Raw genomic sequence first — 23,167 nt, forward strand, 5'->3', positions numbered from 1 at the left:
CCTGTATGAGTGAGTTTGACTACATCATTGTCGGCGCCGGCTCTGCCGGTTGCGTTCTGGCCAACCGCCTGTCTGCCCAGGAAGATAAAAAAGTCCTCCTGGTAGAGACTGGTGGCAGCGATCGCAGCATCTTTATCCAGATGCCCACCGCGCTGTCCATCCCCATGAATACTGAGAAGTACGCCTGGCAGTTTATGACTGAACCGGAGCCGTACCTGGACAACCGCAGCATGCACTGCCCCAGAGGTAAGGTACTCGGTGGTTCCTCCTCGATTAACGGGATGGTTTACGTGCGCGGGCACGCTAAAGACTTTGATGAGTGGGCACAGCACGGCGCCGAAGGCTGGGATTACGCCCACTGCCTGCCCTACTTTAAACGCTCTGAGACCTGGGCTTTCGGCGGTGACGATTACCGTGGTGACGAAGGCCCACTGGGGGTCAATAACGGCAATGAAATGGCCAACCCCCTTTATGGAGCCTTTATCGAAGCTGGCAAAGAAGCTGGCTACGACTACACCGCAGATTACAATGGTGAGCAGCAAGAGGGCTTTGGCCCCATGCATATGACGGTAAAAGATGGTAAGCGTTGGTCTACCGCCAACGCTTACCTAAAACCGGCAATGCAGCGCCCCAATTTGACGGTATTGACCAACGCCACTGTGCATAAGGTGATTCTGGAAGGTAAACGGGCAGTCGGAATTAAACTTGAACGCAAGGGAAAGATCCTGGAATTCAAGGCGCAGCAGGAAGTCATCCTCAGCGCAGGTCCCATCGGCTCCCCTCACCTTCTTCAGCTCTCTGGAATCGGAGATCCCGACACACTGGCAGAAGCCGGTATCGAACTCCAACACGAACTCCCCGGCGTCGGCCAAAACTTGCAGGACCACCTGGAGTTCTATTTCCAGTTCCGCTGCAACCAACCGATTTCCCTAAATGGCAAGCTCGATCCGTGGAATAAATTCCTGATCGGCGCTCGTTGGATACTGAAGAAGGATGGTCTCGGAGCCACCAACCATTTCGAGTCCTGCGGTTTTATTCGCTCCAAAGAAAATGTGGAGTGGCCGGACCTGCAATATCACTTCCTGCCAGCAGCCATGCGCTATGACGGCCGCGAAGCTTTCGATGGCCACGGCTTCCAGGTGCATATCGGGCACAACAAGCCCAAGAGTCGCGGCAGGGTCAAAGTGGTGAGCAGTGATCCCAAGCAATCCCCTTCCATCCTGTTTAATTATTTACAGGAGAAAGAGGATATTGAGGGTTTCCGCGCTTGTGTGCGGCTGACTCGCGAGATTATCAATCAGCCGGCTTTCGACGAGTACCGGGGCGATGAAATCCAGCCTGGCACCGATATCCAGACTGATGAACAAATTGACGCTTTCGTACGGGAATCCGTCGAGAGTGCTTACCACCCGTCCTGCTCCTGCAAGATGGGCACTGATGCAATGGCAGTGGTAGACCCGGAAACCCGTGTACACGGTTTGCAGGGCTTGAGAGTTGTAGATTCCTCCATCTTTCCGACCATTCCCAACGGCAACCTGAATGCGCCCACCATTATGGTGGCGGAGCGGGCTGCTGACCTGATTTTAGGGCGCCCTGTATTGGCGCCCTCCGAGGCACCGGTAGCGACCAAAGCTACCAGCACTCAGCGACCTGGCCGCCCTGCGCGCTCAGTGAGCTGAATTTACGTCGGCGCTCTGGCAGAGATTTGACTGCCCCCTTCAAATGCGACGGGGATACTCAAATCTCGCACAGCAACGCCCTTGAGGGGCGCCGGCATACCAATAACTAGCTGGAGACTCAGCATGACAGCTTGGCTTTCTGCGGGATTATTATTTACCTTCACGGCAATAATTTTCTCGCTGATTAAATGGGGAAATGTGAAGATGGTCGGGGTGACCCCGGTTAAAACCTTCACTTTTATAGCGATCCTTTTCACCTCCGGCCTCGATGTAGGCCTTATCATGTTCCCCCTCACCGAGTTCGGTGGCTACGCAGACCTAACCGCAAACCCAGAATACGGCTTCACCAACGCACTCGCGATTGAGTTTGGTTTTTGGGCCTTCCTGATCTGGGGTTTCTACTTCCTCACCTGTTTTTACTTCTGCATTATCGAGCCCAAAGTTAAATTCTTTGAGATCGGCCTGGTAAAGCTGATCAACAACGTGGTGATTATCGGTACCTGCGCGTTTACCGCCTACCTGCTGCTTAGCAACCTGCCCTGGTATCTGCCACAGGTTGGCGATGGTGAAACCATTGTTGGCACCTTCTACCTGATCGTCTTTGCCGTGATCGCCGCTGCGGTCTACTCATCCACCAGCCTGCGCTATGTGCGCTTCCTCAGCTTGGCGACTACCTGGATGTTTATTGGCCTGATCGCGGTAATGTGGGTAGGCGCCTTTACCGGTGAGAACGGTAGCGTTGGCGACTTCGCTTCCACCTTTGCGCTGCTCGGCGGTTACTTCGGTAATATCCACCAGTTCGTGCTGCCGCTGAATGACTACCACGAGTTCTACCTGTTCTGGTGGTTTGCCTGGAGCATTATGATTGGCCAGTTTACCTCCCGCTTTGTGGGCGGCCTGCGCACTTACCAAGTGCTGGCGGCGATGCTGATCTTCCCATCCATCCCCATCGCGCTCTGGTTCACCGTGCTCTACTACTACTCCAGCCAAGGCTTAGATACCAGCGGCTTCTACAACCTGGCCATGGTCATTGTGGGCATTACCTTCGTGATCAACTCGCTGGACTCCCTGATTCGCCTGTACACCGACAACCTGGGTATGACTGTTGCGCGCCTGGGCAAGTGGAAATACTTCGTCCTGAACCTGGTTGCGATGAGCCTGCTCACCCTGTTGTTCAAGCTCAACTTCCTGCAAATCCAGTGGATCGGCGCCCTGGTAATTGGCATTTTCTTCTGCTGCCTGGGTTACATCCTGGTGAAACGCTTCAGGGCGGTAGCAGCTATCGACTCCTCGCCTAAAGAAAACAAGATCGACTTTAGCAAGATCGAACTGGCGAGCTAACTGTTGAAATCCCCCGCCTGGTTTGGCGGGGGCTACAAAATATAAATAAGTGGTAATTGAACAATGAAATCAACTTTGAAACTTTCTGCACTGACCTGTGCTTCCCTGCTGGTGCTTGCCCAACAATCCCAGGCAGAGCTGTCCTCTACTGTTAACCTGACTACTGACTACACCTTTAATGGTGTCAGCCAGACTCAAAACGACCCAGCACTGCAAGCCAGTCTGGACTACGGTTTTGATAGCGGCTGGTATATCGGCACCTGGGCTTCCAACGTAGACTTCGGTGAAGAAGACGATACCAACCTGGAGTGGGATTTTTACGCAGGTAAGTTCATGCAGCTTACCGATAAAGTAAGCCTGGACACAGGACTCGCCTATTACACCTATCACGGCGATGATGATCTCTCTGATGACTACGCCTATCCGGAAGCTTATGCCAAGCTTGGCTACAGCTCTGCTCTAGGCGAATCAGAAGTCAATGGCTGGTATAGCTGGGATTACTTTGGCACGGGCGGTGGTCATTACATTATGATGCTGGCGCATACCTTTGAGTTTGCAGAAGGTCACAACGTTCGCTTCAGTGTTGACCGCTCTACCAGCGTCAATAAAGACAAATGGACCTGGGATGGTAAAAAATCTTACAACCACTACCGAGTGGAGTATATGACTTCCCTGGAAGGTTTTGATTTCAATGTTGCCGCCGAGAATACCAATCTCGACGTGGGCACTGCTGACGAGCGAATTGTCTTCTCTGTTGCCCGCACTTTTAGCCTTTAAACTATGAGTGCAGCCGGGGCTTTAGATAGCCCCGGCATATCTTACTGGTCTGCTCTTAGGGTGTTTCTTCTTTTCCGTCCTGGCCAGTCTTCTCTGCAGATCTCAACACAACTTGTCCTGATTCAGTATTCCCACTCCAGGCACCTTTCTCAACCACCCCCTCCAAAACAATTTCCCTTTCAAGGATTACTGGGTGCAAACTCAAATCATGTCGGGCAACTTTAACCATTGAGATACAAAGCAAGAGGGCAATTAGCAGCAAAGGGACACCAGCGATAATGCTTGCCGCCTGCAATGCTTCCAACCCTCCAATAAGCAACAAAGCAATAGGCATTACTGCCAGCGCGAAGGCCCAGAAAATTCGATTCCACCGAAGCGGCTCACCATGGATCTCTTTCTGCACAACTGCGGCAAGAATATGAGATATGGAGTCAAAAGTAATGACCGTGAAAACCAGTGCAATCAGCGTATACAGCAACACAACTAACTGGCTCGCGGGCAACATATCCAAAACGGCAAAGATCACGGTATTGGCCCCCTGCTGATTCAGTATTTGCACCAAGTCCAGCTCGCCCGAAAAATGCAAGTAAACGCCGTAGTTGCCTAGCACCATAAAAAACAAGAAGCAGCCAAAAGTTCCAAAAAATAGTGCCCCAAGAATCATCGCCTTGATAGTCCGCCCTCCGGAGATACGCGCAATAAATAAGCCAATACTCGGAGCAAAAACCAACCACCAAGCCCAATAGAAGACGGTCCAGTCCTGGGGGAAGCGAGTATTGGGGAACTGTTTAAAGTGAGAGAAGGACTCAGTCCAAGTGGCCATTTGCAAGAAGTTATGCAGCGCTCTACCCAGGGAATCCAACCCACTATTGAGCATAAATAGTGTTGGTCCCGCGATAAACACGAAGAGCAGCAAGACGAGTGAGAGAAAAATTGTAAAGTTTGATAGGACACTAAGGCCGCGCTTTACGCCGACAAGAGCACAGTAACCAAACAATAGCGCACAAAATATCAGTGCCCCAACCTGAAATCCCACCCCAGTAGGAACCCCAAATAGCTTATGCAATCCCATAGTAATCAGCGGCGCCGCAATACCAAGCCGTGTAGCCGCGCCCCCTAACATGCCAAATACCAGGGAAGTATCGATAAGCTTACCAATGGGCCCGCCCACGCTACGATCACCCAATACTGGCGCGAGCGCTTGGCTTAACTTTAGAACCTTGCGTTTACGCACATAGTAGTAATAGGCAATTGGCAGTGCGGGGATCAGATAGATAGACCAAGCCAGCGGTCCCCAGTGAAAGATACCGTAGGAGACTGCCCAGCGTGCGGCTTCCGCTGAGCTCGCTTTAACCTGAAACGGTGGCTGCTGGTAGTAATAGATCCATTCAACCATCGACCAGTATAAAATCGACGCGCCAATACCGGAAGAAAACAACATGGCAGCCCAGGATAGAGTTGAGAATTCGGGGCCCTCTTTCCCCCCTCCCAACTTTATCCTGCCGATATCACTGAAGGCGATATACAGCACAAATAACATCGCAACTAGGCCAAGCAGGAGATAAAAGACCCCCAACTTCTCTGTTACCAGATCTTTAGCTGCCAATAACCATAAAGAACCCGCCTCGGGAAAGAGGATCAAGGGCACTGTCGCCACTAGTAGCAATGCAAAAGAGCCCCAAAAGGTGGGCTTGTCTATGAGATCCTTTGTTCCCTTATTCAACAAGGGTTCCTTCTGAAAAGATGTTCTTACAAAACGGGAAGGAGTTGGGAGCTAAATCAATTACAGTCTGGCTATTTTTTGACCAGCCGGAACAAAGTTGCTGAAACTAAAGACGCCAATCTTTAAGGCGAGCACTGCACTGCCATTTACCAACCGCTAGCATGACGTGATTAGCATCCTTTTGAGTGCTGATTTAACAGGCCAAATGCAATTCAAGAGTGAACAGGATGTGCATACTCAAATACTATTTGAAACGGGGCTTTCCCAAAGGAATACCGAGAAGCGATATGTATAAGAAGGCTATCGCCGCCATTGCGGGCCTGGTGCTATTTGCATGCACCAAGGACCAAGATAGGAATATCAATGTTAATGATTTTGAACCTGAAGCAAAGGTAGGGATTTACGACATTTCCCAAGAAGACTGTGAGCTGATGAAGCTCCGGCAGGTTCTTCGGAACAGCTCCCCTATTGGCTGTGAAAGGCTGAAAAGAGTCGTCTTCAACTATGCGCCTCTCTTGGATACCCCTGCTCAGGATAATGTTGGCATCGAAGCTGTTCTATACCGCAGAGGCGCTGTTGTTGTACTTGATATCGTTGCCGAGAACGTCCTGTCTCTATTTGGCGAGATCTACCGATCTCGCTTTCCAATACAGTCAGCCATTCCTGTCGAATATTTTACTCTGCAAGAGCGAATGGCAGATGATCGAAACAACACGCTGGCTTTTGATTCCCGGCCTATTACTGGCGGAAGCAGATGGTCTGAGCACGCTTATGGTGTTGCTATTGATATTAACCCCCTACAAAATCCCTACCTGTATATTGATAAACACACCCGAGCCAAAGTAATCCCTAAGGATGCAACAGAAGGATATTTAAACCGGGCAAAGTTTCGCCCGGGAAAGCCAAGCCGTATGGGAATGTCTGAAGATGTAACCACTATCTTTGCCAGGCATGGCTTCGCTGTCTGGGGTGGAGACTGGAATGTCCCGATTGATTATATGCACTTCCAGGTTGGTTCCCGTCAGTTCATTAACCGCCTTGTAACTTTGCCAAAGGAGAGTGCAAAACAACTATTTGACCGATATACCCAGCAGTTGAATCATTGTTTTGAAGAGAACAACACTATAAAAAGTGCTGCTCAACTCAGGAAACATTGTGTCGAGAAGACCGTATCAGAATTTGATAGTGAGCAGGAGTGAGCACGGTTGCCCTCCTCCTGCCGAACCAACTGTTATAGTCGAGAGGGATGGCTTCCCGGATCGCCCTCTATATGGGGCTTGTCATCGTGGGAGACACCGTGTTCCGATTGGGTTGGAACGTCCCAGTTGCCCTCTTCCGTCCAGGGATCATCCTCTGGGAACTCTTCAATATAGATTTCCTTCTCTTCGTAGCTCGGCTGGTAGCGCAAGTCATAGTGAGCAGCTTTCACAATCGATATGCACAGCAACAATGCGACAACCAAAAGCGGCACTCCACCAATCACGCTGGCAGTTTGCAGTGTGTCCAGGCCGCCCAAAAACAGGAGTGTTATCGGCATCAGCGAAAGCGCAAATGCCCAGAACAGGCGATTCCATCGCGCTGGCTCTTCATCGACCTCTTTTTGCACAACGGCAGCAAGAATGTATGAGATGGAATCGAATGTAGTCGCAGTAAAGATCAGGGCGAGCACGGTATACACCAGAATCACCAGTTTACTGCCGGGGAGGGTTTTGAGTGTAGCGAAAATCGCGGCGGTAGCGCCCTGCTCATTTAGCACTTGCACCACATCCAACTCACCTGAGAACTGCAAGTAAACGCCGTAATTCCCCAACACCATAAAGAACAGGAAACAGCCCAAGGTGCCGTAGAAAATGGAACCGACCACCATGGTCTTAATGGTCCTCCCCCGTGAGATACGCGCAATAAACAAGCCGACACTGGGAGCGAAAACCAACCACCACGCCCAATAGAAGATGGTCCAGTCTTGGGGAAAATGGGTATCCGGGAACTGCTCAAACTCTGCAAATGGCTCAGTCCAGGCAGCCATATGGAAGATGTTATCCAAGACACGACCTAGGGCATCCAAGCCGGTGTTCAACATAAATAAGGTGGGGCCAACCAGGAAAACAAACAGAAGCAGTACAATAGACAGCCACATATTCAGGTTGGAAAGTGCGCGGATACCTTTCTTAAGCCCAACAAAAGCGCTATAGCCGAAGATTGCCGTGCATATCATCAGCACTACAACCTGGGTTCCCAGCCCGGTGGGCACGCCCAAGAGTTCATGAGCCCCCTGAGTGATCAGCGGCGCAGCAATTCCCAAGGTCGTAGCACCGCCGCCCAACATGCCAAAGATAAACAGCACGTCGATCAGCTTGCCGAGTCCGCCCTGGGCGCGCTGCTCCCCCAAAACGGGCATCAGCGCCTCACTAATTTTCAGCACGCTATGGTTTCGAACGTAGTAGAAGTAAGCGATCGGCAAAGCGGGAATCAGGTAGATCGACCATGCCAGCGGACCCCAGTGGAAAATACCGTAGGCAACAGCCCAGCGTGCAGCCTCGGGAGTGCCTCCTTCAACCTGGAAAGGTGGGGTTTGGTAATAGTAGATCCACTCAACCATAGACCAGTAGAGAATCGAAGCACCGATACCCGCACAAAAAAGCATTGACGCCCAGGATATCGTGGAGAACTCTGGGTCCTCTTCAGGCGTCCCCAGCTTGATCTGGCCGATATCGCTAAACACGATATAGACCATAAAGAGGATTGCCCCGACACCCAGTGCCAGATAGAAAACCCCTAGCTTGTCAGTAACAAAACCTTTAGCGGCTAAAACCCAGGCGGCACCCACTTCCGGGAACAGTACCAAAGGGATTGTCACTGCCAGAAGCAGCGCCAATGAACCAAAAAAAGTGGGTTTATCGATGATCTCTCTAAAATGACTGGACAACACTTGCCTCCCAAATGCCTTGCAAACCGCGGCAAATAAAAGCAAGGGGGACTTTATATAAGGAACTTTATTATGCGGCGTTAGTGAATAGAGCTTATATAAGGATAGGTAGGTCAACTACAGCTAAATTTGCTTTTACTTATCTCCAATAGTACCAGCTAGTCAACGTATTTCAATTTTACTGCTGTCACATCGATTGCATTTCACGCAAATTGTTTCGGGGCTATCAACTGAAGACGGCCCCAACCTGCAGGCTTTGAGCTACTGCTCACTCAATGATTTTTCCAGCTGGACAAACTGCCCTTGTAGTATTGCCTTCTCCTGTAGAAGGGTGCGATTTTCATCTGACAAACTGTCTACCCGATCTCTCGCGGAACTCAGTTCCGACCCCATCCTTTCCAGAGATACCTGTTGAAGCTGGATCTCCTTTGACTGCGCGGCACTATTGCTCTTGAGACGAGTGACCTCACCCTGAAGTCGACCAATCTCAGAGGACTGGAGTTCAGCGCTTGCTGCCTGCTCCTCAGCTTGCTGCCTATAGTTCTCCGCTTCGGTCTGGGCAGAACCTATATTTTCGCGTAACTCTTGCTTCTCCCGGTTGAGTTCAGTGATTAATGCCTGCCCCTGCTTATACAAAAGGCCCTGCTCAGAAAGCTTCTGCTCCGCCAGCCCGAGCTGCTCCGCCAGTGAAGCCACCTGCCCCTTAAGTTGCTCACTGGAAGATCGAAACTGATCTCGCTCATGCTGCCGGTCAGTAGCCGTTCGCTGCTGGAAGTGCTCAAAGTGCTCGCGCACATCGCGATTCTCCTGTTTCATCTCTTCAATTGAGGCCCTCTGCTCCTCAACTCGAACCGAGGCCTGCTCCAATTGAAACTCACTTTTTTCCAGCTCTGATTGTGCTTCACCCAGGGTAACTTTGAGGCGGCGCTTCTCACTTTCGGAAGCTGAAAGCTTCTGCTCCAGCTCGCGAATCAAAGCGGTTTGTTTGCTACTGGTCTCTTGAGCTTCGTTTAGTCTCTCTGTTATCTCCAGCTCTTTCGCTTCAAATTCCTGCTGAACCTGCTCCACTCTCTGGTCCGCATCCCCCTGGATACGCTGATGAAGCCCTTTCAGCGCCTCCACCAAATCTTTGGGTAGGCCGCTGATATCAGTGCTACTGGAACTCTCACTTTTCCACCGCTTTAGAAGCGGCGCAATTGTACTTTTACTCCCAGTCCCCAGATGAGCGCGCACTCTATCAACTGTCGGCTCCTCGCCCCGGGCCTTAATCGCCTTTGCTGCTTCAAAAATGTCCAGATAGGTGACCCCTGTGCGCGCCATTAACCTTCCCTCAGATTATTTTGTACCAAATTACGTATTACGTAATAATACATAATATATAAAAATAAACCAATTCTTGAATTAACCTAACTAACCTTCGATAATGATTCTTATCGAAGGTTATAAAAGTAAGGAAGCCCCCATTTAACGTACTCTCAGTACAAATGGTGGTTTTCGGGTGACACAGAATTCATGAGAAAACAGCCTCTGGCCTCAACCAAAGTCCAACCTCATTCCCCGCTCAGCAGTACATCTAGCGGGGCTGGAGCACTTCTGACTGAGGATGACATTCAGAAGTACCTGCGAGCAGCGACTTCAGACAGCACTCGCAAAGCCTATCGGTCTGCCATTCGCCAGTTCGAGAAATGGGGAGGTCGACTCCCCACCGATAGCCATTCACTGGTTAGCTATCTATTGAGTCGAGCCGAGCAATTGAACCCTCGCACCCTGGATTTGCACCTAACCGCCATAAGTCAGTGGCACCTTTATCAAGGCATTCCCAACCCAGTCACTGAACCGCTGGTACAGAAAACCATGCACGGTATTCGCCGCACCCACGGAAAGCCCAAGCAAAAAGCCAAGGCGCTGAGCCTCGAACACATTGCCACCCTCACCCGACAGTTGCGCTCTCAGCCTGATTCCAAGAAGAAGGCCCGTGACTTGGCATTGGTGTTGGTAGGTTTCTTTGGCGCCTTCAGGCGCAGTGAGTTGGTGGCGATCCAGGTTGAAGACCTGATATGGGAGGAGGAAGGCCTGATTATTCGCCTACCGAAGTCAAAAACAGACCAAAGTGGCCAGGGAATGATGCGCGCCCTTCCCTACGGCACCCCTGGAATCTGCCCCGCACGAGCACTTAAGTCCTGGCTAGACGTCAGTGGCACTAGAGCCGGGCCAGTGTTTCGGTCAGTCAATCGCTGGGATACAGTACAAAACCGACAGTTAAACCCCACGGCTATCAACGATCTACTTAAAAATCTTGGGGAGGTCTGCGGTTTTGACTTTGTTGCCGAGCTCAGCAGCCACAGCTTTCGCCGAGGCCTGTCTACTTCCGCAGCGCGAGAAAAAGTTGGCTTTGAGCTGATCAAGAAGCAAGGTGGCTGGAAGAGTGATGCCACTGTCTGGGAGTATATTGAAGAGGGGCAGCAGTTTACCGACAACGCCTCAGCTATCTTGATGAAGAAGATGTCGGAACTACTACCTTAAGAAGCTGTTATTGACCTGCTGGCAAGTCCCGCCTTTCAGGCGGGCAGTATATGTGCGGAAGTAATCAGCCTGGGGGCTTGTTACGGCACAAACTTAACAAGTGTGTGATTTTCGCCTTCAAGTTCATTTTCTATGATGCTGGAAATTACCTCCCAATCTCCACCGGCAAGCCCCGCACCAATTAGAGGATACCCAATCCTCTTCCCCGGAAAATCTTTCTTAACTTTGGTGAATACACTGCGTATAGCCTCATAATCCGCCATTACCCCCTTACCTCTCCAGTGAAACTGAGTGTAAGCATTGACGACCGTAAAGCTGGCCTCTAACTGTGATATGTAAGCACTTGAATACGTACCCAGTTTAAGTCGTGAGCCTTTTTCTGTACCCAAGTCTGCTGCGTAGGCTTCAGGGAAAAGCTTCTTGATAGTTAAGGCTATCCCCTTTCCCATTTGGCACTGGCAATTACACCCATGAACAATTACATCAAAATGGCCCTCAAGTGCCATTTTGATCAAATCACCTTCTACTACGTTCATTCGCGACCTCTGGAAATCTGAAACGCCTCAATAACCCTTGGCTCGTATTCAGTGAGCTAAGGTGCAAGCTGTCTAGCGCAATTGTAAACCCTCTTGATTGATTATTGCCCTCAACTAAAGGCGGTCTCAAATCTTGGCTTATAGATAGAAGCATGCTTGTTGATAGACTTAAAGCATCGGATGTGACAGAAAAATCGTTGTATATCTAGCTTTTCCGTAGACTGATCAACATTGGCTACAAGATCTACTGCACAAGGATCAAGTCCCCCTTGATTTTCAATATGCTTCCCGCACAAAAAGCACTGATAACTTTTGTTATCTCTCATAAATGAATAACTTTTACATTTGTAATACTAACTTACCCTACGCTCTTCGTACGATTAGATAAATCATACTTTATTAGCGCCGCTTTCAGGTGTTTTGCAGACTTAGATGTTTCATTCAAAAACCACAAGACTTCACAAACAAGAAAGAAGAATGCGATTCCAATTAAAAGATAGTCTTTCTTTACTATCCCATAGATTGCTGCCGCACAAAGCGGAAATATATAAGGCCAGTATGCAATCAAAGTTCGCTTCAGACTCGGATCTTCAGCAATGCATTGAGCAACAACAGCTCTCTCTTCTGGGGTCAATTTCACAACTAATCTCTTGATATTCTTGTAAGACGGCGATTATTTCTATCCGTGTAGCAAGCTCGCCCCCACGAAACCTTATATGTTATTTTTCAAGCGAATCTGGCCAGACTGCGACGCATTGTCGATAATCCATTACCTTATATTCTTTAGTCAAATACACACAATTTTCACCATCAACTGATACAAACCTCTCCCCTTCAGGTAATACATATATCGGGAGCAGCTCTACAATATACCCTTGACCCGTTGAGCGGGCATTGTACACAATTTGCTCCGCAGCTTTCTTGTGACTAACTTGTTTGTAATAAAATTGGCGAGCCCTATCAACTGCCATAGCCAACTCGGGTGTTACAGTGTAATCCTTGCTCGGTATCCACTCTTGAAGTGCTTCCAGCTCTAGGGGCAAACACATCAAAGCAAAGTAAAATGCTGTACGCTTCATTTAAATACCTGGAGGCTCAAAAATACATGTAATAGATTGTTTTTCACACATTTATCACAAACCTCTTAATAGTTTTACTTTTCTATAGAGATTAAAAGCCATATAGCCAACACTTCAAACGAGCAAGGCAGGCCAGAGGGTTGAGCCACAACTCTGCAGGCAAGTGATTGATATTTGCACCATCACTGCTGACCCAACTACCTACTCTGAATTGAGTTATTTCTATAGTCATGCCAGTATCGAGTAAAATTGCTACATCAGAAACTGTAACTATAAAGTGATAAAGTAAGCCCTATTATTTGAAAGACTAATTGTTCTTTAGAATGACTCACTCTTGATATTTATAATGCTCCCATAACAGCTGACCTAAGCAAACTCAAAGTACTCTACTGTAGTTAATTGGCTGGATATGCCTCCCTATACCGCAGGCCAATTGCAGAGTACACATATTCAGGCTTACCGCGCTCTCGCAGGTATTTCTCAACCTTTTTATAGGGGACCAGTAAAGATATGTCATCGCGATCTATTAGAGCAGCATACCACCCGATTTCCGCCACTTGAATGCTGACACATGATAAGCCCGGGTTAACAAACTTCATGTAACGGCCACTTTGATATCCCCAGCCATGTAATAGCTGAACAATTACTACATCAGGATTAGCTTGATCACCTGACACCTCTAAAATCTTAACCACCGCCAAGTTTTTATCATTAGCAATATCTTTGTAGTTTAAGCCAGTTTCCGGATAAATATATTGAAATTCACCGTAAGGCGTTGTAGGTGGAATAATTGTTGGCGGTGGGTAATCACAAGCCAGTGTCTTCGGCACCGCCAAAATCAATAAAGATAAAGTTAGACCATATTTCATATTTGTACCCCACAAAGCTCCTACAAGCGGCAGTCTTGCTGGGAGTGCGCTTTCGTCTATAAAGTAGCGATAGTTGATAAACTTGCTAAGTGTTCTATACACCAAGCTTAACATGCCGTCACCAGCACCTAGATTATAAACACCACCCAGCATGGGCTTGAGCCTCTCTGGGTGCAGCACTCCCCCTGCTTGCTTCATACGAACAAAATCAGCGATACCTCAAGAGAAAGGCAAACTAAAAAGGTTCGCCTGGGGCTGGAAACCTAAGTGTTGGCTAATTAGTAAGCGATACGAGCATCATTATTGCCTGATGATTATGGCAAATGAATATACTGGACTACAAAACCGACGATAACACCAGCACCTTTACTGCTTGCTGTGGGTCTCATTGAAGATTGATTCCCAGTCCTGATCAAAGGTCTCGGGTATTGATGAGGAAGTCCTCCGAAAGAACAACACCCCAACATGAGCTTCATGACCCTTCTTAGCGGTGCTATCAGCAGTAACCTCCTCGATAAAACCTCGCATAGTGCCACTACCATCGAGGGTCAAATTTGTAACGCTCTCATCGGACACATCAACAGCTACCACTTGGATTCTATTGCCACTCTTCATATAGGCAAAGATGCCGATATCCTTAGCTATAGTGGTCTCATTCACCTTCTCTTCAACTGCAGTTAGTTGGTGTTTAACATCCGGCTTCTTCGTTACCTCAAGATAGCGACCACCACCACCCACCCCTGTTTGCTTGAGAACTTTAAAAGTTCGGCAAATCTGCTCCTTTTCTAAGGTAAAAGCGTCTGGGCTGTGCTCGTAAAAAATAAACGACTCACCTTCAATTGCACACCAGACTCCTTCCAAGGAATCTTTAGCTTCCGATTGGGCATTGGCGTGAGTGGCAACAAGAGTCAGAAGTACTGAGGACAACAGGAGTAATAGCTGATTGATTATTTTCATGGTGACCTCCAAGGTGGTAGTGAGTCAAATATAGGCGCAGCTTTACGGTTAGATAATCCCGGGGCAAGCCGAATCACGCCAATAGTAATGACCCCCAGCGGACCCTGGATGGATAAGTCGAAGCCTGATAACCGTAAGTTATATGGACTAACACCGTGTCGCAGATCTATTTGGGTAAAGTTCAACGGATCCTCTCTGAAATCACGGGATTAGAACTCAGGCTATTATCTAAGTGGTGGCAAGGAGGCCAAAGATGACGACGTTAAATCAAAAGCAAATTGAAGACTGCAAGTATAGTGCGTCGGACTTCTCCGACCTCAAGGCGCTATTCCTCAACTGCACCCTAAAACCTACGCCTGAACTCTCCCATACAGACGGTCTAATTCGCATATCCAGGGAAATCATGGAGCGCAACAAAGTCTCAGTTGAGGTTTTACGCCCTGTTGATCACGACATCGCTTTTGGTGTTTACCCGGATATGACGGAGCATGGTTGGGACACTGATGAGTGGCCACTGCTCTATCGCCGGGTTGAAGACGCAGACATCCTGGTTATAACCACGCCGATCTGGTTAGGGGAGAAATCCTCTATCTGCACCCAAACTATAGAAAGGCTCTATGCGAACTCAGCTGACCTGAACTCCAAAGGCCAGTATGCATACTACGGCCGGGTGGGAGGTTGCCTTATCACCGGCAATGAAGATGGCGCAAAGCACTGCGCCATGAATATTCTCTACTCTCTGCAACACCTTGGCTATGCTATCCCTCCCCAGGCAGATGCGGCATGGGTGGGAGAAGCTGGCCCCGGCCCTTCGTATCTTGACCCCGGTTCCGGTGGCCCACAAAACGACTTTACCAATCGCAACACCACCTTTATGACCTGGAACCTGATGCATATGGCGCGAATGATAAAGGATGCTGGGGGCATTCCCGCCCACGGCAACCAGCGCTCCGCCTGGGATGCCGGCTGTAAGCCCGACTTTCCTAACCCGGATTATCGATAGAAACATCCTGCATTTTTAACTTTACAGAGCTAAGCAGCCTAAAGTTGTTGCTGTTTGGCCATGTCCATCCGTATTTACAAAATCCTATTTACAAGATGTAGCACCAGGGATAAATTCCCGCCTTCTTTGCTCCCATTAACACCCACCTACACGGCATAGCACTGTTATCTCCATAAAGGGATGCTAGGTGTTGCCATATGAATTGGTGGTCAAGTAATTTCTGTGAGGTCCCTTTCCCGAATGAAACCAGAGTTCTTAGCGCATATCCTGGATAGTAAATTATTTATCACCATATGCCTGATCTCAGTAGTGATGTTATTACGTGGCCTGCTCACGCTAGTAATAGCACGAAGTAGTTGGCAAAAAGCGGATAAGCGCCGCCGTATCAATACCGTACATAACCTTGGCAACTTATTATTGGTAGTCGGCCTGATAGCCATTTGGGTAAGCGAACTCCGGGACTTTGCCCTATCCATTGCCGCTTTCTCTGTGGCAATTGTATTGGCACTGAGAGAGGGTGTGCAGTGCCTCGTTGGTGGCTTGTATCAGGCAAACATGCGCTCGTTTACTGTAGGAGACTGGATTAAAGTCGGCAATCAATTTGGTGAAGTCACCGATAGTGACTGGCTAAGCACCACCCTTTTGGAGATCGATCCGCACGGTTTGGGCAATGGCTATACAGGAACAACTCTGTACATCCCTAACAATGCCTTCTTTACCCAACCGGTAAAGAACCTGAACTTTATGCGCCGGTATATCGAGCACACCTTTTCGATTACCCGGGAAAGCAAAGGAATGAATCCATTTGAAGCCAAGAAGTTTATCTCTGAGCGACTTAAAGAACACTGCGATTCCTTTCGTGAAGTTGCCGAACGCTACTGCAACCTGATCGAGAATCGCATGGGCGTTGAGCTGTCAGGGCCTGATGCAAAAGTCTGTATCACAACGAATGAACTCGGCCACGATGTAACCACGGTAACCGTATTTTGCCCCCGAGAGGAAGCCACCAATATCGAACAGCTGGTGACTGAAGACTTCTATAACTTTTGGTTCGAGAAGACCAAGGAAGTAAAAGCAAGTTAGCGGTTTTGGAAATTCAATGAAGGTACTGGTAGAGATAATCGCCAGTGCCTTATTCCTATCATGGTTTAGATGAAGCGCCTCTGTTATTGCTGGCGAATCAGTAAAGCACCCTTGAAATCCTGACTACCTATAATTATATACCCCTTACAACCCTATATAAGAGGCGAAGCCTGCCCTATCGCATAAGCAGCGCTACTCACTCAAGCCACTTGTTATTCCTAAGACAACACACAAGAAGCCGACAATTAAAACTTCTAATATCTACGCAACAAACACAAACTTGTCTTTTTGCAGTATCTGCTCACCATCAAAGCGGTAGGCGACCAGCCTGCCATTTCCCGCTACCGAGTAATCTATACAGACCACATTATCCGTCAGGGGAGCAGGTACACCTTTCAGCCAATAGTGGCCGATAAAACAAGGCTTTTCTGTTTTGAGATAGTGAGGAATATCGAAGGGAACCGGCAGGCTAGCGCCGGAACCGATATCAACACCACGCGGTAACGCTATCTCCCCCAGCGCTTTTGCAGAAGCGTTCCACCATTGAACTCGGACGGCGGAGCGGCGATTACCATCCTTATCCAGAAAACTCACTCCTTGAGGCAGTTCAATTTCACACCCTTTGAGCAAAGTTTCCACCGCTTTGAAGGCATCACTGCCCGGGGAACTAGCTTGCAGCAAAAGCTCTGACGTTAACCTGCCGCTATCGGTTCTCGATGCTAAAAAATTGACTTTCTCTTCGTCCCAGCAAGCGTGTACCGCACGCAGAGGGCCCAGATCAAGCCACAGAGGCAATGATCTGAAGAAATCCAATACCTGAGATTTTTCTGGATCGTTATCGGGGTACTCATTCAAAAAAGCCTGGTGCTGTTTAGTATTTTTATCGGTATGTGGGCGCAGGGGATTGCCATTGACCTCGGTGTGATAAGCCAGGGCGTTAAACTCGTGATTGCCCATAATTGCTTTAGCATGACCACTATTTACCATGCTCATAACTATCTTTAGGAGCTTGCGATGCTCCACCAGATGCTCTCCTCGGTCGATAAAGTCTCCAAGAAAGATAACTTTTCGCTCAGGGTGCGAATAACCACTGCCTGTTTCCCGATAACCCAGTACCTCGAGTAACTCAATCAATGCACTACCGTGACCATGAATATCACCAATAATGTCGTACTTGCTGTGCTCCATGCTGGTCCTACCTCCTAAAACACAAGGACGTTTCTGTATTCCAATCCCCTATATGTACCATATTCAGATTAATCTGCGCACTTCTCCGGCGCATATGGAAGCGCACCGGATTGGAAGCGCTTCCTCAATGACCGTCAGATACTTAGAGGTGGCACAAATAGGGGAGTGTCCACACTATCGATAGATATAAAGTGGTTTAGCTGGAAGCCGATACCTCATCTGAAGCTATTGCAGCTTTGGCCATACTAATCGCCACTGCCGTTGTCACTAACCTGCGCCCAGCATTTCCGGCGGCCAGGGCAAAACCCAAAGCGGCCAACGGGAACACCGCGCCGGAACCTAACTCAAACGCAGACATCGATTCAGTCAGTAGCAGCATTGCCAATACAAAAATTGCGGCGCACAGCAGTGAAACCGTTGCGGCGTCCCGGTAGAGCAAATATGCCTTGTGCGTTGCAGCTACCTCTTGCTGATCGGCCACGGGTCGATAAAACTCTCTATACCAGTAACTATTTTGTGCCTTGTAATCCGACGAAAGGGATTCATAGCCCGGCACTTTTTCTTTGAGTAACGGGGTATCTATACGCGGGTCCGCCTCCGCCAGCTGTATAAAACGATGGCCGGGGAGCACATTCCGCAGACGCAGGAATATCAAGGTGTTCTTTAAGCCTGCGGGCAGTAAATAGCTTAGCCAGCTGGCCAAGACGCCAATAGCCAACATCACCCCGCCGGCCTCCTTGATTGAGGTGAGTAGATTGATATCGAATGAGGCAGAATTAAAGCCGTGCACCGCCAGCAATTGCAGCAATACCAGTAGTGCCAGCGGAGCACTATTTTGCGTTTTCAGAGAGAGGCCAGCCATGCTTAAGCCTCCTCATCTTCATATTCGAAGTGATAGGGCTCTGGCTCAAGGTATGCCCAGCCCTCTCGCTGCGGTGCATCATGGTTAACGAGAATGGCATTGCCACGGGTTGCCAAGGCGCCTACTCCGCGATGGGTAAACGCATTCATTACCGCCTTTCTCGGGTGTTTTGGCTCGCCCTCTTTTGCCGTTGAGGCAATAGCGGTAATGCCGCGAGACTCCCCCTGTATTACTGGGTGCCCAATCAAGCGGTTCAAAACCGTGGTGCCGATATTCCGCTTGCTGCCGTGATGGGGGATCTGCATCAACTTGAGTTCGGCGCCGCTTGTGCAACCATCCACTTGGTCAGCCGCCATTTCAAGCGCCTGAATTCCTGCATCCCCGGTAAACAGTAACCTGCGTCCATCGATAACCAGCTGGGTGATCACGCTGGAGTTATTTTTCGCGGAAGTTACGCCCTCGTCATTGATCTGGTCATCACCCCAGGTCGCGAAGAAGCGTTTGATAGCGGCCACAGCCTTGTCAAAAATACTCTGTACCGCTTCGGTTGCGGAGGCCCGTTCCGGCATACCTTCAAAATCGGGGATTAGGGATTCGTAATATTCGAGGGACGGGCCCAATACCTTCAGTGTGCCGCTGGTATCTTGCTCGCCGGTAAAGGGTTCGCGAATAACCACCCCCTTTGACTCGGCAAGTTGAACCAGTGACCAAGCCTTTTCCAGGTTTTGTTTTAAGCGTTCGCTAAGGCTGTTGTCGCTCACCCGGCCATCTTTGAAGTGTTGGGCCAGCCCCTGGTTGTGTTCCCAGGGCTGGTGAATCCACAACTCTTTCACATCCAGCTCATCTAACACCGTCTCCAAGCCATTAATATGGTCCTGGTCTGGGTGAGTATTGATCACAATATCCACCTGATTCGTGCCGAAATGCTCCTTGATATGCGCCACCAGCGTCGCCCCCGTATCTTTAAAGCCCCCGTCGATCACTACCACCGTCTGCTCGTCCCGGCCGCCATGCAGGTTGCCGAAGCGGATCGCAATCGCATCCCCACTTTTGGATTCATCACCCACACCGAGAAAATCTACTTCGTATCCCATAACTTATTTCCTTTTTTGATTAAGTTATGAGATAACGATCAACTTCTATGCCAAGTTGGTTTTTGTATATAAATCAGTAAGTTAGAAGAAAAACCAAAATGATTGACGGCAAAACAGGATAACTTAATTTATGTAGAGGTAAATTTTTTTATGCTTGCCATCCAGTGGTTCACTGAAGAATACCTCTGCGGCATTTGAGTAGCTGAACTATTGCGGAGGGGACATTCAGCGAACAAGGAACAGTCTGAGGAGGAATTAAGGCACGAAACTCAATACGTGAAGTTGGGGCGAGCAACAAAGTATCCGCTTCCGCTCGGGTAAGCTTGGTAGCGTAGAATCTGTGTATTCAGGCAGCGGCCCCTATGAAGGGATGGCTCTACGGTTGGAAATGCGGGAGGGTGTCGCCTCTTGGGTATGGTTTGTAAGGAAGGCTCGTATCAAAAAATGATAGAGCACTTCCCACCGAGGGCCAAAACATCATTTAATTGGCAAGTAGCATGCTAGTCCGCCACAAGCGCCTTTAGATACTGAAGGTATATTGCCTACTTTTGCTCTAGAGACGGACATAGCTGCTCTATATATCAATCCCGATCATTAACCAGGCTTTTAAAGGCACCGACATACTGATCTCCCAGCACTTCGATGCGGACTGGATCACTCTGGATTTTGCTAAAGGAGCAAAAGTTGGTTAGGGATAGCTTTGCTACTCCCCAACTGATTTCTTATTACAGATCTCCGGAGAAGGCCTCTTGACTCAAGGATTGAAACAACCCAATCTCAGTAGTGCCCAACATCTTACTTCGAGATAACAAAGTCGCACTTCGAACGGCCGCATATCTTTCCTGTATTTTTTTATCAGGGACAGGTATAGGGATTTCTCTCAGCTGCTTTGCTGTAAGTTGAGGAACAGCAGCGCCTTGCCCAATATTTAGGAGGTGATTTTTTATTGCCTGGGAACTCAAAAAATCATGCAGGTAGATATTACTAACCGAGTCTCCCGCACGAATAATCATCATTTGAGCATTGATGAACGCCTTTTCATACTCACACTCAAAAATACAACAAGACCCCAATGTTCCGCGAAGAGTAATTAGAATATCCCCTCGAGAGGCTTTGCCACGCGTAAGCAGGTTGTATTTCTCTTCGGTAATGAACTGACTCGACTGAAGGTTCAGCCCATCACTCGTGATATTTTTAGTACTAAGAAATAATACACCACTAGAAACCACATCGTTACCGCTAGGATAATTAGATGAGCGATCTCCATTTTCAAAGGTCGAAATATCCCCCAACCTCCTTACATCCCACCCTTTCGGATTCGTCACCGGATCACCAAACATATCCAGGAACACGGAGCGGAGGAATTCGTCGGCGAGCTGGATGGCTTGCTGGCGTTTGCGGCGCAGGTTGTCGGCCTTGTCGAGAATGGCGGCGATGCGTTTTTGTTCTTTTAGGGGTGGGAGGGGGATAAGTTCGCCGTGTACCAAGTTACGATTCAACGTAGGGACTCCCGCCCCTTCCACAAATCTGTCAAGCTTGAAAGCCTGAAGCATGTAATAGATCCATTTGGGATCATTCCCATGAAAATTCGTCACATATAGAGAGGTATTCAATGGCCAATAATCTTCCTCTACATAATGTACTTTCCCAATCGTTCCTGAGCGTCCAGTGATAACTCCAGGCCCCTCGATTTTTACGACATCATGCGTGCCGTTCTGCCCATTGGCAGCATAAATGGGAACATTACCGGGATTACGTTGCTTTACTGGTAGATCGTATCCTCTCTTAAGAGTTGCGATATCTCTCAACTCAACCAAAGGCCAAGACTGTTCATTCTTGAAAAAACTCACAGCATCGCCTCTAATTCTTTTAACTCTTTCTGAATTTCCACTTCCAACGCCTTTAAGCGCTTTAAAATTTTCTTGGGCGGATCGTATGTCTCCTCCTCATACACCACTTCCTTGTAGCGATTAATAGAGAGGTCGTACTTATTGCTGGCAATCTCGTCTTTATCCACCAGAAATGCCTTGGCGGTTTTATCGGTCCATTTCTTGACAGACTTGCCGGCCATAGCCTTGGCGCTGTACTTATGCCACTGGCTAATCAGGTCCGGCAGATCATTGCTGCCTTTACCAGTGAGCGGGGTGCGCTTATCGTCCAGTGAAAAGCCGTCCGCTTGCAGGTCGTAGAACCAGACCTTGTCGGTCTCGCCCCCCTTGGTGAAGATCATGACCGCCGTGCTGACACCGGCATAGGGCTTAAACACCCCGCTGGGCAGGCTGATAATGCCCTCCAGCTGGTTGTCTTCGATCAGGGTTTTGCGCAACTGCTGGTGGGCCTTGGAAGAGCCGAACAGTACGCCGTCGGGCACAATCACGGCGGCGCGGCCACCGACTTTAAGCATGCGCAGGATGAGCGCGACAAACAGCAGCTCGGTCTTTTTGGTTTTCACCGTGCGCAGGATTTCCGGATCGACATCCTCTTCATCCAGGCTGCCCTTAAACGGCGGGTTTGCCAGTACCAGATCGAAGCCCTCTTTGGCCTCTTTTGGGAAACTGTCGATAAAGCCCTGGCTGAGGGTGTCCTGATAGTGGATATCCGGCTGGGCCACGCCGTGCATCACCAGGTTCATGGCGGCGATACGTAACATGGTGGCATCGAAGTCGAAGCCGTGGAACATATCGCGGTCCACATGCCGGCGGTGCTTGGACAGAAGATCACCGGTATAGAGGGTCTGCGCTTCTTGCTCACCTTTTTCATTGGTGACCCACTCAGTAATGGTGCCCTCCGGCGAGCTGTACTTTTGCAGGATAAATTCGTAAGTGGTGCTTAAAAAACCCGCTGTGCCGCAGGCCGGGTCGCAGATGCGGTCGGTTGCGTCGGGGTCCATCAATTCGATAATGGCGCGAATAATATGGCGCGGGGTACGGAACTGGCCATTAATACCGGCGGTGGTCAGCTTGCTGAGCAGGTACTCGTAGAGATCACCCTTGGTATCCCCTTTCTCCAGCGGCAGGTCATTGACCATATCCCGCGCGCGAACCAGCAGCGAGGGCTTCTGGATCATCAGCTGGGCGTCTTTCATGAACTCGGCAAACAGCGTGCCCTCGTTGCTTTCGGCACTGCTCTCCTTGAAGTAAGGGAACAGCTCATCGCGCACGGTCTCCAACAATTTGTCGGCGGACTCGATATGCATCAGCTTTTGCCAGCGTAGGTGTTGTTGCTTTCTGTTAAAGCGGCGCTTAAAAGACTTGCCGGTACGCCGGGACCTTTTCTCGTCGGTGGTCTCGTTCATATCCAGCAGGCGTGCGTACATCAGGAAGGTGATCTGTTCGATCACGGTGAGGGGATTGGTAATCCCGCCGGTCCAAAACTCTTCCCAGAGTTTGTCGATATTGCTTTTTAGTGCGCCTGTAATCATGTTACTTCTCTTACTACTGGGTCGGGAGGAAAGATCTCACTGCTCTCGAGACGCGCTGTGAATACTTCCCTGCACGCTCGTCATCGGCATCCATGCCGCATACGAT

Annotated in this window: 20 protein-coding genes; 7 read left to right on the top strand and 13 right to left on the bottom strand. The window is 49.2% G+C overall.

Translation table 11 applies throughout. The features are described from left to right. Positions 1 to 5 precede the first annotated feature (5 nt). The 3 genes from betA to ACJJIL_RS10385 all read left to right on the top strand — a co-directional run bounded on the left by betA (position 6) and on the right by ACJJIL_RS10385 (position 3,797). Positions 6 to 1,679 carry a choline dehydrogenase gene (gene betA, locus ACJJIL_RS10375; protein WP_445361892.1) on the top strand — a complete coding sequence of 558 codons (1,674 nt, stop codon included), beginning with the start codon at positions 6 to 8 and terminating at the stop codon, positions 1,677 to 1,679. A 123-nt stretch (positions 1,680 to 1,802) separates the two neighbouring features. Next, a complete protein-coding gene (locus tag ACJJIL_RS10380) occupies positions 1,803 to 3,020 on the top strand; it encodes a BCCT family transporter (RefSeq protein ID WP_444913042.1) in 1,218 nt (405 codons plus the stop codon). 63 nt (positions 3,021 to 3,083) lie between these two features. Continuing rightward, positions 3,084 to 3,797 carry a TorF family putative porin gene (locus ACJJIL_RS10385; protein ID WP_445361893.1) on the top strand — a complete coding sequence of 238 codons (714 nt, stop codon included), beginning with the start codon at positions 3,084 to 3,086 and terminating at the stop codon, positions 3,795 to 3,797. A gap of 55 nt (positions 3,798 to 3,852) precedes the next feature. Here ACJJIL_RS10385 and ACJJIL_RS10390 read toward each other — a convergent pair whose 3' ends face one another. Beyond that, positions 3,853 to 5,520, bottom strand: coding sequence for a BCCT family transporter (locus ACJJIL_RS10390; RefSeq protein WP_445361894.1), 1,668 nt, complete (start codon positions 5,518 to 5,520; stop codon positions 3,853 to 3,855). A 287-nt stretch (positions 5,521 to 5,807) separates the two neighbouring features. On the opposite strand from ACJJIL_RS10390, the gene ACJJIL_RS10395 reads away from it, so the two are divergent. Next, positions 5,808 to 6,719 (top strand): M15 family metallopeptidase, encoded by a 912-nt coding sequence (locus tag ACJJIL_RS10395; RefSeq protein WP_445361895.1) that lies wholly within the window; start codon positions 5,808 to 5,810, stop codon positions 6,717 to 6,719. A gap of 32 nt (positions 6,720 to 6,751) precedes the next feature. Here ACJJIL_RS10395 and ACJJIL_RS10400 read toward each other — a convergent pair whose 3' ends face one another. After that, positions 6,752 to 8,446, bottom strand: a complete 1,695-nt coding sequence (locus ACJJIL_RS10400) for a BCCT family transporter (RefSeq protein ID WP_445361896.1) — start codon at positions 8,444 to 8,446, stop codon at positions 6,752 to 6,754. Positions 8,447 to 8,707: 261 nt separating this feature from the next. Further along, a complete protein-coding gene (locus ACJJIL_RS10405; protein WP_445361897.1) occupies positions 8,708 to 9,766 on the bottom strand; it encodes a DNA-binding protein in 1,059 nt (352 codons plus the stop codon). Positions 9,767 to 9,958: 192 nt separating this feature from the next. On the opposite strand from ACJJIL_RS10405, the gene ACJJIL_RS10410 reads away from it, so the two are divergent. Then, positions 9,959 to 10,969 (top strand): tyrosine-type recombinase/integrase, encoded by a 1,011-nt coding sequence (locus tag ACJJIL_RS10410; protein ID WP_445361898.1) that lies wholly within the window; start codon positions 9,959 to 9,961, stop codon positions 10,967 to 10,969. 80 nt (positions 10,970 to 11,049) lie between these two features. Here the strand turns inward: ACJJIL_RS10410 and ACJJIL_RS10415 are convergent, their stop codons facing one another. The 5 genes from ACJJIL_RS10415 to ACJJIL_RS10435 form a co-directional block, all read right to left on the bottom strand. Further along, positions 11,050 to 11,505 (bottom strand): macro domain-containing protein, encoded by a 456-nt coding sequence (locus ACJJIL_RS10415; protein ID WP_282932772.1) that lies wholly within the window; start codon positions 11,503 to 11,505, stop codon positions 11,050 to 11,052. A 358-nt stretch (positions 11,506 to 11,863) separates the two neighbouring features. After that, positions 11,864 to 12,145: a hypothetical protein gene (locus ACJJIL_RS10420; protein ID WP_413665761.1), complete on the bottom strand. Its 282-nt coding sequence runs from the start codon at positions 12,143 to 12,145 to the stop codon at positions 11,864 to 11,866. Between the two features lie 79 nt (positions 12,146 to 12,224). Further along, on the bottom strand, positions 12,225 to 12,584 hold the full coding sequence (locus ACJJIL_RS10425; protein WP_445361899.1) for a hypothetical protein: 360 nt from the start codon (positions 12,582 to 12,584) through the stop codon (positions 12,225 to 12,227). Positions 12,585 to 12,979: 395 nt separating this feature from the next. Further along, complete coding sequence (locus tag ACJJIL_RS10430) at positions 12,980 to 13,651, bottom strand: hypothetical protein (protein ID WP_445361900.1); 672 nt, start codon at positions 13,649 to 13,651, stop codon at positions 12,980 to 12,982. A gap of 168 nt (positions 13,652 to 13,819) precedes the next feature. Beyond that, positions 13,820 to 14,410 (bottom strand): hypothetical protein, encoded by a 591-nt coding sequence (locus tag ACJJIL_RS10435; RefSeq protein WP_445361901.1) that lies wholly within the window; start codon positions 14,408 to 14,410, stop codon positions 13,820 to 13,822. Positions 14,411 to 14,663: 253 nt separating this feature from the next. On the opposite strand from ACJJIL_RS10435, the gene ACJJIL_RS10440 reads away from it, so the two are divergent. Both ACJJIL_RS10440 and ACJJIL_RS10445 read left to right on the top strand, forming a co-directional pair. Next, the gene (locus tag ACJJIL_RS10440) at positions 14,664 to 15,413 is read left to right on the top strand and encodes a flavodoxin family protein (RefSeq protein ID WP_445361902.1); all 750 of its coding nucleotides are present in this window, start codon (positions 14,664 to 14,666) and stop codon (positions 15,411 to 15,413) included. A 240-nt stretch (positions 15,414 to 15,653) separates the two neighbouring features. Continuing rightward, a complete protein-coding gene (locus ACJJIL_RS10445; RefSeq protein WP_445361903.1) occupies positions 15,654 to 16,496 on the top strand; it encodes a mechanosensitive ion channel family protein in 843 nt (280 codons plus the stop codon). A 261-nt stretch (positions 16,497 to 16,757) separates the two neighbouring features. On the opposite strand, the gene ACJJIL_RS10450 is transcribed toward ACJJIL_RS10445, so the two are convergent. From ACJJIL_RS10450 to ACJJIL_RS10470, 5 genes are all read right to left on the bottom strand, one after another. Then, entirely contained in the window at positions 16,758 to 17,684 is a 927-nt protein-coding gene (locus ACJJIL_RS10450; protein ID WP_445361904.1) for a metallophosphoesterase, read from the bottom strand. Positions 17,685 to 17,880: 196 nt separating this feature from the next. Further along, positions 17,881 to 18,546, bottom strand: a complete 666-nt coding sequence (locus tag ACJJIL_RS10455; RefSeq protein WP_445361905.1) for a hypothetical protein — start codon at positions 18,544 to 18,546, stop codon at positions 17,881 to 17,883. 2 nt (positions 18,547 to 18,548) lie between these two features. Then, positions 18,549 to 19,640 carry a ComEC/Rec2 family competence protein gene (locus ACJJIL_RS10460; RefSeq protein ID WP_445361906.1) on the bottom strand — a complete coding sequence of 364 codons (1,092 nt, stop codon included), beginning with the start codon at positions 19,638 to 19,640 and terminating at the stop codon, positions 18,549 to 18,551. A gap of 725 nt (positions 19,641 to 20,365) precedes the next feature. Beyond that, positions 20,366 to 21,490, bottom strand: a complete 1,125-nt coding sequence (locus ACJJIL_RS10465) for a restriction endonuclease subunit S (RefSeq protein WP_445361907.1) — start codon at positions 21,488 to 21,490, stop codon at positions 20,366 to 20,368. Continuing rightward, positions 21,487 to 23,061 carry a type I restriction-modification system subunit M gene (locus ACJJIL_RS10470; protein WP_445361908.1) on the bottom strand — a complete coding sequence of 525 codons (1,575 nt, stop codon included), beginning with the start codon at positions 23,059 to 23,061 and terminating at the stop codon, positions 21,487 to 21,489. The genes ACJJIL_RS10465 and ACJJIL_RS10470 overlap by 4 nt, the downstream gene beginning before the upstream one ends. Positions 23,062 to 23,167: the final 106 nt, after the last annotated feature.

The sequence above is a fragment of the Microbulbifer maximicatervae (SeqCode) genome, from assembly GCF_052468095.1.

Excerpts from the sequence above, each read along its gene's own strand:
- ACJJIL_RS10410 (WP_445361898.1), top strand. The coding sequence starts at position 9,959 with ATGAGAAAACAGCCTCTGGCCTCAACCAAAGTCCAACCTCATTCCCCG.
- ACJJIL_RS10450 (WP_445361904.1), bottom strand. The coding sequence starts at position 17,684 with ATGGAGCACAGCAAGTACGACATTATTGGTGATATTCATGGTCACGGT.
- ACJJIL_RS10385 (WP_445361893.1), top strand. The coding sequence starts at position 3,084 with ATGAAATCAACTTTGAAACTTTCTGCACTGACCTGTGCTTCCCTGCTG.
- ACJJIL_RS10415 (WP_282932772.1), bottom strand. The coding sequence starts at position 11,505 with ATGAACGTAGTAGAAGGTGATTTGATCAAAATGGCACTTGAGGGCCAT.
- ACJJIL_RS10395 (WP_445361895.1), top strand. The coding sequence starts at position 5,808 with ATGTATAAGAAGGCTATCGCCGCCATTGCGGGCCTGGTGCTATTTGCA.
- ACJJIL_RS10460 (WP_445361906.1), bottom strand. The coding sequence starts at position 19,640 with ATGGGATACGAAGTAGATTTTCTCGGTGTGGGTGATGAATCCAAAAGT.
- ACJJIL_RS10470 (WP_445361908.1), bottom strand. The coding sequence starts at position 23,061 with ATGATTACAGGCGCACTAAAAAGCAATATCGACAAACTCTGGGAAGAG.
- ACJJIL_RS10455 (WP_445361905.1), bottom strand. The coding sequence starts at position 18,546 with ATGGCTGGCCTCTCTCTGAAAACGCAAAATAGTGCTCCGCTGGCACTA.
- ACJJIL_RS10445 (WP_445361903.1), top strand. The coding sequence starts at position 15,654 with ATGAAACCAGAGTTCTTAGCGCATATCCTGGATAGTAAATTATTTATC.
- ACJJIL_RS10380 (WP_444913042.1), top strand. The coding sequence starts at position 1,803 with ATGACAGCTTGGCTTTCTGCGGGATTATTATTTACCTTCACGGCAATA.
- ACJJIL_RS10435 (WP_445361901.1), bottom strand. The coding sequence starts at position 14,410 with ATGAAAATAATCAATCAGCTATTACTCCTGTTGTCCTCAGTACTTCTG.
- ACJJIL_RS10425 (WP_445361899.1), bottom strand. The coding sequence starts at position 12,584 with ATGAAGCGTACAGCATTTTACTTTGCTTTGATGTGTTTGCCCCTAGAG.
- ACJJIL_RS10440 (WP_445361902.1), top strand. The coding sequence starts at position 14,664 with ATGACGACGTTAAATCAAAAGCAAATTGAAGACTGCAAGTATAGTGCG.
- ACJJIL_RS10405 (WP_445361897.1), bottom strand. The coding sequence starts at position 9,766 with ATGGCGCGCACAGGGGTCACCTATCTGGACATTTTTGAAGCAGCAAAG.
- ACJJIL_RS10430 (WP_445361900.1), bottom strand. The coding sequence starts at position 13,651 with ATGAAGCAAGCAGGGGGAGTGCTGCACCCAGAGAGGCTCAAGCCCATG.
- betA (WP_445361892.1), top strand. The coding sequence starts at position 6 with ATGAGTGAGTTTGACTACATCATTGTCGGCGCCGGCTCTGCCGGTTGC.